The organism is Ottowia sp. VDI28, assembly GCF_049532675.1.
Taxonomy (GTDB): Bacteria; Pseudomonadota; Gammaproteobacteria; order Burkholderiales; family Burkholderiaceae_C; genus Ottowia.
This window is the reverse complement of the sequence record NZ_CP149820.1, coordinates 1,645,777-1,659,750: the sequence shown is the minus strand read 5'-3', so window position 1 is coordinate 1,659,750 and position 13,974 is coordinate 1,645,777. Positions and strand designations below refer to the sequence as shown.

At 61.9% G+C, this 13,974-nt stretch carries 8 protein-coding genes and 1 tRNA gene; 7 read left to right on the top strand and 2 right to left on the bottom strand.

The window, feature by feature from the left end; genetic code table 11:
* Positions 1-15 precede the first annotated feature (15 nt).
* Positions 16-1,272: a hypothetical protein gene (locus tag WJU18_RS07810; protein ID WP_423459535.1), complete on the bottom strand. Its 1,257-nt coding sequence runs from the start codon at positions 1,270-1,272 to the stop codon at positions 16-18.
* Positions 1,269-1,892, bottom strand: coding sequence for a sigma-70 family RNA polymerase sigma factor (locus WJU18_RS07805; RefSeq protein ID WP_423459534.1), 624 nt, complete (start codon positions 1,890-1,892; stop codon positions 1,269-1,271). Before WJU18_RS07805 ends, WJU18_RS07810 begins: the two co-directional genes overlap by 4 nt.
* A gap of 137 nt (positions 1,893-2,029) precedes the next feature.
* Here WJU18_RS07805 and WJU18_RS07800 point away from each other — a divergent pair, with 137 nt between their 5' ends.
* The 7 genes from WJU18_RS07800 to WJU18_RS07770 all read left to right on the top strand — a co-directional run bounded on the left by WJU18_RS07800 (position 2,030) and on the right by WJU18_RS07770 (position 13,974).
* On the top strand, positions 2,030-3,532 hold the full coding sequence (locus WJU18_RS07800; RefSeq protein ID WP_423459533.1) for a vWA domain-containing protein: 1,503 nt from the start codon (positions 2,030-2,032) through the stop codon (positions 3,530-3,532).
* A gap of 91 nt (positions 3,533-3,623) precedes the next feature.
* A tRNA-Met gene (locus WJU18_RS07795) sits at positions 3,624-3,700 on the top strand.
* Positions 3,701-3,955: 255 nt separating this feature from the next.
* The gene (locus WJU18_RS07790; protein WP_423459532.1) at positions 3,956-4,474 is read left to right on the top strand and encodes a helix-turn-helix domain-containing protein; all 519 of its coding nucleotides are present in this window, start codon (positions 3,956-3,958) and stop codon (positions 4,472-4,474) included.
* Between the two features lie 79 nt (positions 4,475-4,553).
* The gene (locus WJU18_RS07785) at positions 4,554-4,994 is read left to right on the top strand and encodes an IS3 family transposase (protein ID WP_423459531.1); all 441 of its coding nucleotides are present in this window, start codon (positions 4,554-4,556) and stop codon (positions 4,992-4,994) included.
* Between the two features lie 201 nt (positions 4,995-5,195).
* Entirely contained in the window at positions 5,196-6,959 is a 1,764-nt protein-coding gene (locus WJU18_RS07780) for an HsdM family class I SAM-dependent methyltransferase (RefSeq protein WP_423459530.1), read from the top strand.
* 11 nt (positions 6,960-6,970) lie between these two features.
* Positions 6,971-9,766 (top strand): hypothetical protein, encoded by a 2,796-nt coding sequence (locus WJU18_RS07775; RefSeq protein ID WP_423459529.1) that lies wholly within the window; start codon positions 6,971-6,973, stop codon positions 9,764-9,766.
* The gene (locus WJU18_RS07770) at positions 9,763-13,974 is read left to right on the top strand and encodes a DEAD/DEAH box helicase family protein (protein WP_423459528.1); all 4,212 of its coding nucleotides are present in this window, start codon (positions 9,763-9,765) and stop codon (positions 13,972-13,974) included. Before WJU18_RS07775 ends, WJU18_RS07770 begins: the two co-directional genes overlap by 4 nt.

Genomic DNA, 13,974 nt, shown 5'->3' with positions numbered 1-13,974 from the left:
GACGGAGGCTGGCTCTCAGCGCCCTGGGGCCAAGCGCGCCAACTCCCCTGAAAGCCGCGCAGCCTCGGATGCATTCAGCGGCCCGGCACGCTCAGCTTCAGCCGGATCTGCTGGCTGATAGCGCCAGCCTTCAGCGTGGAGCGTCAATACGCCCAGGGGCAGCCCATCGCGCAGCAACTCGACGCGCTGCAACACCCCGCCCTTAGGCAGGGTTCCATCCGCCCGCAAGGCCGCCAAAGCCCGAGTCAGCGGCCCCAACTGAGTCCGGTCCATCGCCATACCGTCCGGCAAGCGCCGCAAATGCGTCCAGCCCGCCGGCAGAGCCGATGGAGCCGGCCTGGAAGAGTTTTCCTTGGCCAAAGGAGAAGGAGCAGCCTGAGCACGTGGCGCCATGACTTGAGGTGCCGCCGCAGGGGTAGGAGGAGGCAACGCAGACGCGGCAGCTCCCGCTCCTGGTGGTTGCGCCAGCCTGGCACGCTCGCTCTCCGCATGGCGCTCCCTCCTTGCGGACGAAGACTCCCGCTGCGCGCTCTGTGCCATTCGGGCGTCTTCCGCCTCCTCTGCACGGTCGGCCATCGCCTGAGGCGCACGCTCCACCGCTTTTGACGAAGGCGCCGCACCCTGCGCTGGCTCTGGTGCCCGCTCGATGGCCGGGACAGGTGCAGGAGGCGACGTCGCCGGCTTTTTCAAGGCAGGTGCAGGTTTCGCAGACTGGGTCGGCGCTGGAGCGGGGGGCCGAGCTTCAGGCAGCTCCTCCGCAGGAGGCTTCACTACCTCCGCCGTATGAGAGGGACTCTCTGCGATGTTGGATGCCGTTGAGGCAGCCGGTGCAGGCGGCTCGGCCCGCACATCGGCTTGTGTGGCTGGTCCGCTCTCCATGCTGTCCATGCGCGCCTCAGGTACCGGCTCGCCCCGCCACAGCAAAGTGACAAATCCAGCGACCAGTACAGTGGCGAAGGCCGCATTCCAGGGCATCCGATGGCGTCCGCCGCGATTCAGCCCCAACCAAGCGCGCCAGCCACCCGGCGCGGGAGTAACCGGCTCCACCGGCCCCACCGCTTTCCTCGCGGCCGCAAGCACAGCCGCCCTCGCCGCAGGATCAGGGCGCAAATGCGCATCCGGCGCATGTTCCAGCGCACGTGTCAGGCGCGCATCCCGCAGCGTCGTGAGCTCGTCCGCGGAGGACGGGCTCTGTGAATCAACGCCGCTCACCGGTTTATCTTCGCCTCCGGCTCCGGAGCGAGCGCCTTCGGGCGGCCGGGCGGCGCTCATGCACGAGCCTCCAGCACCACCAGATAGGCCTGCATGCAACCACGCAACTTCTGTAGCGCATAGCGCAACCGGCTCTTGGCGGTTTCAAACGGCAGCGCCAGGCGGTGCGCAAGATCTTCTACCGATGCGCCGTCTTCATGGTGCAGCAGAAAGGCAGCACGCTGAGCTACTGGCAGGGCATCGAGACAATCGAGCAATTGCTGCCCAGCCGCCCGCCAGAACGCCACATCTTCGCTGGAAGGATGGCTCAAATCCACAGCCGCCTGCACCCACTCCATCGGGTCGTCAGCATCATCCCCTAACTCCAGCGGCCTCTCGCGTCCACTCACACGCAGCCGATCCATCGCTGCATGATGGGCAATAGTGAACGCCCACGTGCGCCAACTCGCATCGCCTCGCGCCGAATAGTTCTCCCGCGCCGCGATGATGCGCATCCAGGTGTCCTGAAACACTTCATCGGCCTGTGCCGAAAGCCCATGGCCCAGCAACCGGCGCACGAAGCGCAGCAGAGCGCCTTCATGGCGCCCATACAGCACGTCAAAAGCGTCGGCATCGCCGCGAGCATAGGCCAGCATCAACTCGTCGTCCGTCAGACCTTGGGCAGCACGATCAGGGGGCATAGGGGGATTCTCACACCAGCTTGCACGCGCGAAAGAGTTGGGTGGGGTTGAGATGTCTCAAAAAAATATTTTGAACCCGTTAACCCCATCCGCGGCGCTCGCCCGTGTCAGTCTGCACCACAACCCTGGAGAACTTCATGCCGCGCCCCCTTGCCCATCGCCGCTTTGCCATGCTGGCCTGTTCCTACGTGCTGCTGACCGCCTGCACAGCCCAGGCGCTGAGTCCGATGACCGAGCCGGCCATCTGGCCCGAGCCACGTCCCCAGCCGCAACAGCCGCCGAGCAACTTGCCCGTGCCATCGGCGCTCACCGCCCCAGACTTCCAGGCCCCCAGCGCCTCCAGCTGCCGCCGCCCCATCCAAACCCGGGAAATACCAGGCCGGGATCCTCGCCAGCGGCAGGAATACGAGGCCAGCGCCCGGAAGGAACGGCGAACATACGCACCGGGCGCTCGCCTGGAGGCCCTCCCTGCCCCGGCTGCACCTGTAGCCAAATCGGCATCCCCCATGCGCGAGGAATCGACGCGCAACGCCGCTGCCGAGGACCGCGCCAGCCCCGCGGCCGGTGCCTCAGCAGATGCGCCGGCACCTCAGATCCTTCCCCGCCGCCCAGCGCCCGTCACCGCCGGCATGGTGGACGACAACGCCGATTTCACCGGCTACCTGGCCTTCCGCGACCGCACTCAGGTCGAGCACCGCGAACGCGACGTGAGCGAGCGCTATCAGCTGCTGGTGAAGGACCGCTCGGGCCGGCCTGTTCCCGATGCCGAGGTCGCCGTGCGCGCGCCCCAAGGAGCCGCGATGTGGGCACGCACTGACACAGGCGGCCGCGTGTGGCTGCACCCCAATGCCTTCGACCCCGCGCACGCATCGGTCTACGAGATCTCCGTGCGCCAGGGCGGCCGGCAAGCACGGGGCTTCCTGCACCGGGGCCAGAAAAGCGCCGTAGAAGTCACCCTCTCGTCTGCTCCCCTGCCGGCGCGCGCCCAGCTCGATCTGGTGTTCCTGATAGACGCTACTGGCTCCATGGCTGACGAAATCGGAAAACTCAAGGCCAGCCTGGCCGATATTGCCAACCAGGTCTCGCGTCTGCCCAGCCAGCCGGATCTTTGTTTCGGCATGGTGGCTTACCGGGATAAGGGCGATGCCTTCCTCCTGCGCAGGCATGATTTCACGAACGATCTGAACGCCTTCCAGCGTGTGCTCAATGCCTTGCATGCCGACGGTGGCGGCGACACCCCGGAAGCCATGAATGAAGCCCTGCACGAAACCGTGCACCAGCTCAGTTGGCGTGGCGACGGCACCACACGCCTGGTGGTCCTGCTGGCGGATGCGCCGCCGCATCTGGACTACGGCGGCCCGCAGTACGACAACGACATGCTCGCGGCCCTGGGCAAAGGCATCAAGGTGTTCAGCGTGGGCGCCAGCGGGCTGGACCGCCAGGGTGAGTACATTCAGCGCCAGATCGCGCAATACACCGGCGGACGCTTCGTCTTTCTTACCTACGCCGACGCCAGCCGGCCGAGCAGCGGGCCAGGCCGCGAAACCTCGCATGACGTGAGCAACTATTCGGTGGACTCGCTCGACCGCTTGATCGTGCGCCTGGTACGCGAAGAATTGGCCAAACTCCCCACCTCATGAGGAACCGCGTGCCGCGCTTCGAGCCTCCCCGAGACATGTTTTTGAAGGCAGTTTGCGTAACTCCTTTTTTGCACGCTATAATTCAAGGCTCGGCGCTTTAGCTCAGTCGGTTAGAGCGATGGAATCATAATCCACAGGTCCGCGGTTCGAGTCCGTGAAGCGCCACCAATAAAAACAACAACTTAGCCCAGCCTAACCCGCTGGGCTTTTTTGTTTCTGGGATGCGTGTAGCCACTGTGTAGCCATTAGTGCAGAGTTTTGCCCCGCGACGACGGCCTCTCTATCATGCTCGGCTCAATGGACTTGCGTATCTTGAGCGCCACAAACTGAGGCAAGCGAGCTCAACAAAGCGTTCCAGCGAGTTTTTGAATCGCCCCGGGTTTGAACTGACCCCCAGAAGTTGGACGAACTTCAAGGGGTTCCATGAAGAAGTATCAAACAGAGTTCAAGCTGGAAGTCGTCAAGAGCTTTCTGGCTGGCGACGGTGGGGCGAAGCTGCTGGCGCGGCGGTGGTCGTTGCCCGAGGAGAAGGTCCGCACTTGGGTGAGCCACTACCGCCTGCACGGCATCGACGGGCTGCGTCCTAAACGCAGCGCGTACAGTGCGCAGTTCAAGCTGCAGGTGCTGTCCCATCAGGACCGCGAACAGCTTTCAAGCCGCCAAGTGGCGGCGGTCTACGACATTCGCAATCCAAACCAGGTGGTGGTCTGGCGACGCAAACTCGATGAAGGCGGCGTGGAGGCTCTTGGAAGCGGGAACCACGGACGCCCCAATATGAAGCCAGAACAACGCTGCCCAGCGCCGCCAGGTCCGGTCATGACAGATTCGGCGCAGACCCTGCGTGAAGAGAACGCGCGACTGCGCGCGGAGGTAGCGTACCTAAAAAAATTGCAAGCCTTGATCCGGGCGAAGAGATCAGTTGCGCCGACAAAGCGCGTCTGATTACCGGGTTGAGGCGTCACCACAAGCTGGCGGACCTGTTGCAGGTAACAGGCCTTGCCCGCAGCACGTTCTACTACCAATGCCAAGCGATCCTGCGCAACGAACAGCAGAGCGATATGGAGGTCAAGAGATCATCGCGCACCGCATGGCCAGGCGGCCTGTGTTCGACCTGGTGTCTGACACGCTTCGGGAAGCCCTGGGGCGGTCAGCATGTGCCTCTGAATTGATTGTTCATTCGGACCAAGGCTGGCACTACAAGATGCAGCCGTACCAAGCGATGCTTAAGCATCATGGCGTCAGACAAAGCATGAGTCGCAGAGGGAACTGCTTTGACAATGCTGTGATCGAGAGCTTCTTCAGCACCCTCAAGGCCGAGTACTACTATCTTGAGAAGCATGACGGCATCGCAGCACTCGAAGCAGGCGTGCACGATTACATCCGTTACTACAATCACGAGCGCATCAAGCTCGGATTGCAAGGGCTCAGCCCGGTGGAGTACCGGCTGAGAAACACCGCCTGATTGGCGGGATCGCGACCGTCCAACTTCTGGGGATCAGTTCAAACCCGGGGCGATTCATACATCAATCTGCGATATGCTGGTCTCGCCTCGACGTGGGCACTAGATCGCCGAAAGAACTGGGAGGAGTCAACGCTTGCGCCGCGCCCGTCACACATCAGACTGCAGACATCGCTGCTGGGTTTGCCTGCGAGGAACCCAGGCGTGAGCCAGCCTTCTCGCCTGGCGCTGCTGCGCCAAATTCGGCTTCTCGGCGCAGCCGCGAGCGAACTCAACTGCAACGCCACGACCGTTGCCGGCACGGCCCTTCGGTTGTGGTGCAAGCAGCAGTTCAAGTTCGCGCCGGTGCCGAAGCTGCCGTCATCCAGTGAGCTCGCAGCAACTCCCCAGCTCAAGAACTTCGTGGGGCTGCTCCAGGAGATGGGCTTCCTCGAGGCCTCCTACTGGCTGAGCTCGGCCTACGCGATGCTTACCGACGAGACCCACCGCAAGAAGTTGGCGATGTTCTTCACGCCAGCGTCGCTGACGCGGGGGCTTCTCGACGACCTGGCCGCGCAGGGGGTCGATTTCGGCAAGCACAGCTTCTTGGACCCGGCCTGCGGCGGCGCAGCGTTTCTGGCGCCCATCGCCTTCCGGATGAGAGAAGAGCTAGAGGCTCGGGGACTCTCATCCAGCGCGAGGCTAAAGCACATCGAGCGGCACCTGTTTGGGACAGAGAAGGACGCAACCCTGTGCAAGCTGTCTTGCCAGTTCCTATACATGGCGCTGCACAAGGACATCGAAGATTCCGGCTACGTCCCAACGTTCGCCATCGAGGCGGCCGACTCGTTGCAAATCCAGCGCGGTAAGCTAGGGCGCCGAGACGTTGTCGTCTGCAACCCGCCCTACCGTAAGCTCGCGGCCGAGGAAGTCGCATTGCTCGACCCTGTGTTCGCGCAGGTCATCGAAGCTCAGCCGAACCTCTACAGCATCTTCATCTTCCATTGCGTGCGGCTGGTCCGCCCGGGTGGCGTGGTCGCGCTCGTCACCCCGACCAGTTTCCTGTCCGGCCAGTACTTCAGCGGCCTGCGCCGCTTTCTCATCCGCAATACAGATGTCGAGCACATCGGCATGGTCAGCGAGCGCAAGGGCGTCTTCATCGACGTGGAGCAAGAGACAGCACTGACCGTGCTGCGTCGCCGAGTGCCAGACAGCAGGACCGTGGCGCAGGCCAAAGTCTCAGTTGTTTCAGTAGAAGGCGAGTACACCCCGGTCGGAACATCTGTTCTGCCCAATGGCGGCTCAGTGTGGCCGATACCTCGAGCTGTGGCCGATGTCGAGCTCTTGAAGAGAGCTGCGACTAGCAAGTTCCGGCTCAAAGACTACGGTTACAAGATTCGCATCGGTGCATACGTTTGGAACCGCGACAAGCGCCCCAAGTACGAAACGTTGCGGGACGTGCTCAAGGCCAAGACGAAGACGGCGGTTCCACTTCTCTGGTCGCGCGACATTTCCCCGGACGGCTATCTGACCTTTGACCCAGAGCGCAAGGCGGACGGTCACCACTTTGTTGACTTGGGAGACAAGCTGCACCCTGCGGTCGTACGTCAGTGCTGTGTCGTCATGCAGCGCGTAACTTCGAACGACCAACCGCGACGGCTCGTCGTGGCATCTGTCCCGCTACCCATCTTCCTAGTCTACGGTGGTTTCGTCGGGGAGAACCATATCGTCATTCTCGAGCCATCCGTTGATCTCCCCGAGCTACAACCAAACGACCTTGCTGATTTGCTTGGTACGCACGCAGTCGACCGAATCTATCGATGCATCTCTGGGGCGACCAACGTCTCCTCTTTCGAACTCTCTCAGCTCGCGTTGCCTGACCCAGCGACGCTGAAGAAGTACCGCAGTCAAGGGAGCTCTATGGAACAAGCGGTGAACCGCTCATATGGGCTTGACCTTTCAGGAGTAGCCAAACCAGCCAAGAATTAGGAAGCTTCCTAGTGCCACTGTTCAAGTCACTTGCCGACCGTCAAGCGGACCGGGCGAAATCGCTCCAACGCCAAACTGATCGCGCCAAACAAATCGCTGCGCGACACCACGCAACGGTCGCTGCGTCCTCAGCGACGACTGCACCCAAGCCGCTGACTCAGGGAGTGGCAAAGCCGACGAGCGAACCACCGGCCGTAGCGGCACGTGTGCAACAAGCGCTTATCCCGTTGTTTCGTGATGACAGCGCTGAACCAAGCGCCCCATCGTCAGCCCTGATTGCACTGGCCGACCTCTATCTGCATGCCGCGCAGCACCGAACCCGCCACATCGCCATGGTGTGGCCCGCGACCCTCAAGACGCTGACGGTGGTGCATGCGCTGGCCACATTGGCCCGCTGGTATGAAGGCGACAAACTGGGCGTCCGCGGCCTTTTGTTCCCCGTCAAGTCGAACGCTTTCCATCCACTGAACCACATACATTTTGAGCGTAAGGCGGTCCTGAGCATCGCCAGAAGCCTCGAAGAGGTAAACCCCAACCCAAGGGTCACAAGATCGCTTCCGACCAAGGACGCCTTTCACTTCTGGCTGACTGACCGCAGCTTGCCTAAGCTCGAAGGCGACGCCCTCAACCCGACAATCGGCGAGTTGCTGCCGCACTTCTTTGCCCCCGGTGACTTCAGGGGCTGGCAACCTTGCCACGAGAGATTGCTCGCGCTCATTCGTGCCAAGGTACTCCGCCGCACCAGTGCCAAGGCGTTGCAACAGAACACAGAGCCCTTCGGGCAGCCCAGCACAGCACCGGACGCACTTTTCGCTCTCGACGGCCGTATGAGCGAAGCCGACCTGCGAAGGGCCTGCCGTGAGATGGCACGCGTTGGGCCGCCTGAAGTGGTCATGGTTTTGGCGACCCGAGCTGTCCGTTTTGAAGCCACAGGCTGGCGCGGCCGCTTGGCGCGCTTCTGCCTCATGCTGGAAGAGACGTTTCCGCAACGTCCACCGGGTGTGGTCATCGTCACGGATGAGCCCCACGCTGCATACAGGCTCAAGAATGAGCTCTGGGAACAGAACAACAAGCGAGACTCTGCCAAGCGTTGGAAGACGTCGCACGAGTTCAAGATATGCGGGGTTCCGAGCACCGTTGATGCGGAAGGCCTGCTTGCACCAGGCGCAGCCGAGGCGTCGCACCCCTCGCCGCGCGAGTTCGATGTGCACATCGTGGACTCTGCGGTCGCCAAGGTCGCAAACAAGCTCGTTCGCATCGCGCAGGATGCGCCCGGCGGCAGGGAGAACGCTCGGGCTCTCATGGAGGCTGCGGGCTACATATCGCGCATTGCTGCGTTGCCATGCGGCGTGATGCACATGTCCGATTACTTGGCGGGCCCCGACGTGTCCGATCGGACTCGCGCGGCCTTCGACTGGCCTCTGCACATGGCGGCGGTCAACGACTTCGAACGGGCCGTCGGTGTTGGCGAAGACCGCTCCGCGCTGTTGGACTGCGTGTCTCGCGCATCAAACCTCTTCGGGAACTACAGCAAGGCGACGCCGTTCGCACATAAGCTCGCGGAGCTCGTTGCCGCTGCCGCTGGGAGCGAGCGACGGAGCGTAGCAGTGGTGTTTACGAACGCCCTCTATCGCCGCTTGGCCGAGCGATTTCTCCAAGGCTACGACCAGTATCCAGGGGGCGTCGCGTTCAGCTCGTTCCAGGAGCGCATTCACTTCATGTCGGCAGCGCACCTTGAAGAGCATCTCCTAGGGCTTGACAGCTCGACCTTGGTTTTCGCTGGCTTGAATGAAGACTGCCTGCGCCTGCTCCTGACGGACGACCGGGTCCCGTCACACTCTGTTGTGCTGTTGACGCAGCGCGCTGGCCAGTTCTTGCGCGCAACGTTGAAGCCCATCGCCGAGAACTTCCCAGAATTTCACTCCTACAAGCCTCGCATCGAGTCCATCCTTCGCCAACTGAAGGACCTGCCCGAGGACGCCTCGGTCCTGTCGACGAGTGACTACGTTCTACCCACATTCCGCGTCGAGCTTTCTTCGGACATCTCGACGACCGACCATGAAGTAGACCCGGACTTGTGGGCAATTCGACTGGAAAACGGTGTCACGCAGTGTCGGCGGGAAACGTCCGAGGTCTACATCTACGACCCGGCGTCCCATCACGCATCAGACGCCGGATTCCGGACGTGCTTGGCTCGCTCGCTGGAGCCTGGCGACAAGCTCTTTGTCATGTCCGCAGAACTCAGGGAGATGGTTGAACAGGTGCTCCAGGATGCCGGGCTTCCTATTCAGACGGACAAGACGTTTGAGGCCGCTCTACGCAGCTACCACGAGCAAGTCCAAAAGCGCTTTGCGCAGCGATTCCCGACAGGTACGGTTCAGGATAAGGTTCGAGCAATGCGGCAGGCCATCCTCACCGTTGACGGTCGCCTCGAAGCGGACCTAGCGAAGGAGCAGGCCATGCGCCACTGGATTGACCTCGGGAACTCCACCAACACGCCATTCGACCAGCTCAGGCCTCAGGCGCCGCTGCGCGAATCAACCTTCAAGGCGTTCGCCCAAGTTCTGGAGTTTTCTCCGCTTGAAGCAGCCTACCAGTGGCAGCGCGTCATCATGGCCGTGCGTAATTCTCGGCGTCTCGATGGGCGGCATGTCTCCGACATCTACGCCTACATGCTCCTGCAGCCCGAGTCCGCGATGGCTAACTCAAGCATCAAGAGGCAAACACTCGCGACGCTGTTCGAAAAGGCGCGTTCTAACGTGGTGACAGTTGAGAGCGCCAGTCCTCTGAAGGAGACGAAGCAATGAGCCAGCCTGTACTGCGCGCAGACCCAGTGTTGGTGCATTCGACCCTGAAGGAGGCGGTCGTTGATGGCCTGCTGAACCTCACCTACTCGAAGCTCAGCGGCAATGGGCCCAGCGGCCAATACTTGTTCGGCGCCCGACCACGAGCGCTGCTCAACTCCGGCTTCATCCTCCCACAGAAGAATCCGACCGGCGACGACGAGGTGACTTCGCCTATCTGGATCTCGTCGCATGGGATTCAAATGCAACTCAACGCCGGGACGCCTTCCGTGGTCAAGGTGTCCCCGCGCTTCTCGATGTACGTCCGCATACTCCCAGAAGAAGAGGACCTCAAGCGGCCCATCTGCCGGCCAGTCTTCATGCTTCGCCAATCGGTAGTCGCGGAGCTGAAGGCCGAGCGTGATAAACGGCTAGACGAGGCCTGGGACAAGGTTAAAGGCGAATACACCTCTCGGTGGAAGCACCCGCAGTGGGCTGAGACCAGGAACAAGGTCGTCGAAGCAGTCTATGCCGAGAGGGGTATCCCACATCGCCTACTCACGGCAGACCTGCCGCAGGAGACTGTCGAGGAAGACGCCCCAGCCGAAGCAGCCTCCGCTGAGGACGGCGCCGACGAGCTGACCAAGGAGGGCGTGGCTGTTCCGGCTGCGTCTGGGTTGCCCATCAAGGACGAGCACTTTGAACCGCTGAGCGTGCCCCACAAGTGGCTCAGACTCGAGGTTGTGCTGCCCGACCTTGAACTAGACACCGTCAAGTCCGCCGACCAGCTCGAGCATGACATTGCGGACCATGCCGCACACATGAATGCGGCAGTGTTCAAGCGGCTGGAGGACTGGGTCAAGAGCGACGACCCCGAAACTGGCGGCAAGGCATGGGGCTACCGGCACGACCTGCAGATTCCAGCGAGCCAATACACCAAGTGGTCTGAGTTCCTGGACCGAGTGCGCAAGTCAGACCTCCGCATCGCCATTCCGGACATCAAGCTTTCCTGGGACCTCGAACTCCACACCGACTGGCTGGACCCTTCGAAGCGAACTCTGTTCATCGCGCTGGAGAACGTCAGCCAGATGCCTCGGCAGTTCGCCGACGAGACCGAAGAATCCATTTTTCAAACCTCGCTGCGGCTTGAGCTGCCAGCAGCACTGCATCAACCCTTGAAGTTGGAGCGTATCGAGCCCTCCTACCGCTACAACAAGTATTTGGCCTACCCAGCTATGGGCCACAACTGTGGTGTCGAGCGCGTGCAGTCCGAGGCAGACGTACGGATCCTGCAGACTACGTGGACGCCAAGATACATCCAGCCTCGAATCGTGCCCACGAGCGCCAACGGTGTGCAACGTCTTGTCCGAGCGCTGGCCGCGCCGAGCGGACTGGACGGCTTGGCGCCGCTGGTTCCCGCGATGGACGCATGGCTGAAGGAGCTCCCGTCACAGGTCAAGACAGCCGAGGGCCTGGATCCATCTGACACTGCCGGAGCAGCCCGCGAGGCCGAAGCTTTCAAGGCCGACCTCTTGAAGTGGCGGTCGGAGCTGAATTCGGTCGACGCCGGTCTTAAGTGCCTGCAGGAGTCCAGAGCTGCATGGAAGGCCCGCGGGGCTCAGACGGACAAGAAGGCTGTCGTCTTTGAGGCGTGGCTGGCCATGAACGAAGCCATGGCCGACTTCATGAAGGCTCGGTTCAAACGTGATGACAACAAGTGGCGCCTGTTCCAACTGGCGTTCGTCGTTGCGAATATTCCAGCCTTGGCCTCACGTATACCGGAGTTCGCTCACCTCTTCGACGAAAAGCGCGACGACGCCGTCACGCTGCTGTACTTCGCAACCGGTGGGGGCAAGTCCGAGGCATTCTTCGGCTTGCTCCTGTTCAATCTCATGCTTGACCGGCTGCGTGGCAAGCATCGAGGCGTGACGTCGTTGATTCGATACCCACTTCGTCTGCTCACCATTCAGCAGGCTCAACGCTGCGCCCGTGTCCTCGCACACGGCGAGCGTGTGCGGCGAAGTCACGGCTACAGCGGAGAGCCGCTCTCCATTGGTTTCTGGGTCGGCAGCGGAGGCTCGCCGAACCGGCACAGCACAAAGGGCGTCAAGAGCATACCGCTGGCAAGTGTTGCGCCGCCAACCCCGGCCAACGAGGAGACGCTCAGGTCGAACGACTCCAAGTACTCCGCAGCGATGCGAGCATGGCGGAAATTGCCCAAGTGCCCCTTCTGCGGAAGCGAGACTGCGCTGCGGCTCTTCTCGGAGCACGGCGACCAGACGCTGGGCCACGTCTGCACGGACATCAAGTGCGACTCGAATGGCGGCACCTGGAAGCCTTTGCCTTTCTACATCGTTGATGAGGACATCTACGACCTGGCGCCGTCAGTGCTTCTGGGCACCGTCGACAAGCTGGCACTCATTGGACACTCGGGCCGAACCATTCGCCGCATCTACGGCATGTTCGGTGCTGCCCCTTGGTACAGCCCAGCATCGGGGCGCCTCTACATTCCAGAGAACAAGGAACTCGCAGCAGGCCCCACCGCAAAGGGCATGGTCGGCGTCTTTCCCGGCTACAAGGGCGGGAAAAGGCTCTTTTACGACCCGTTCCCCAGCCTCATCATCCAGGACGAAGCGCACCTGCTCGATGAGTCGCTGGGGACGTTCGCAGGTCTTTTCGAATCGACGCTGGACGCCATATTCGCTCACCTTGCCAGGTCACTGACGGGCCTCGTGGCAGTGGACACGCAAGGCAAGCGCCGACGCGCGAAGGTGATTGCGGCTTCCGCGACAGTCTCCGCCCCAGAACGGCAGCTTGAACACCTGTATCAGCGGTCCATCCCGGCGACCCAATTCCCTGAGCCTGGTCCGTCCCTCTATGAGTCGTTCTACGCGAAGCCGTCTGAAGCTGCGCCGGAGGAGACGGAGCGGCGCGCAAATTCAGATGTGGAGGTTGCAAGCCGTCAAGCGCGCGTCTACACGGCGTTCATGACCAACGGGAAGCCACACACGTCAACAAGCGTCTCAGTCTTGTCCGGATTCCACCTCACTGTGACCCGTCTTTTCGACCTCCTAACCGCGGGCGGGGACCCAGGGCTGCACGAGGCAAGGGATCAGCTGATTGGTCACATCTCTGCCGGCCCGCTCCAAGGTTTACATCGACAGGCCCTAGGCATCGCCAGCGCTTCGGAATTGGCAACGCTGGTTGACCTACACCGCATTGCGTTGACCTACGTGACCAACAAGAAGGGTGGCGACCAAATCATGGCCGCGGAGGCGGAGGAGACGCGCAAGCGGCATCTGAATGAAGGCATTCCTTTGGAGGGCATCGATACGCGCCTCATCACAGGCTCGGTCGAGCAAGGCGAGATTCAGGGCGTCGTCGATACCGCGCAAAAGCGCGTGAACCCTGGCCAGCCCCTTCCACCTATCCGAGAGCAGATGCGGTCAGTTATCGCGACGTCCGCCATCTCTCACGGCGTCGACGTTGATGAGTTCAACTCGATGTTCTTCGCAGGCATGCCCTCGGACATTGCCGAATACATCCAAGCGTCTTCGCGGGTCGGGCGGACTCACATCGGTTTTGTAGTGCTTGTGCCAACGCCGCAACGCCGGCGTGACCGACACATCGTCCATGTCTACGACATCTTCCACCGCTTCCTTGAGCGCATGGTCCAGCCGGCTGCCATCGACCGATGGGCCGAGAAGGCCATCGAGCGTGTGTTCCCGAGCCTTTTCCAGGCCTACTTGTTGGGCGTCGTTCCGAGCCGGGAGCTATTGCGCTTGCCCGAGGACGAGAAGGGCAAGACGCCTGATTTCAGCTTTATCCCCAATGTCCGCGCCGAGTTCAAGGCTCGAGGCGACGCATTCCTTGATGACATCGACAAGTTCGTCGAACTGGCGGTGGGGCTACGAGACGGCTTCTCGCCAGAGGGTGAAGAACACTATCGGCGCCGCATTGACCAGCGAACACGCAACTTGATTGTCGATACCTGGAGCAGCCCCGTTTGGGGCAGCGGCACCATGGATGGCTTCTTCAAGGGGCAGACGGACCCGATGCTCAAGCCCATGACATCGCTTCGGGACGTTGACCAAGGCGGCGTCATTCAAGCATCGCTACGGGACGCGACCGGGCACCGGCAAACCCTCCCCGAGGTCCAACTGGTGATGGACCTGGTGCGGAACGGCGTGGCTGATAACGGGGGCGCTGACAACGCTCAGACTGGAGACTGA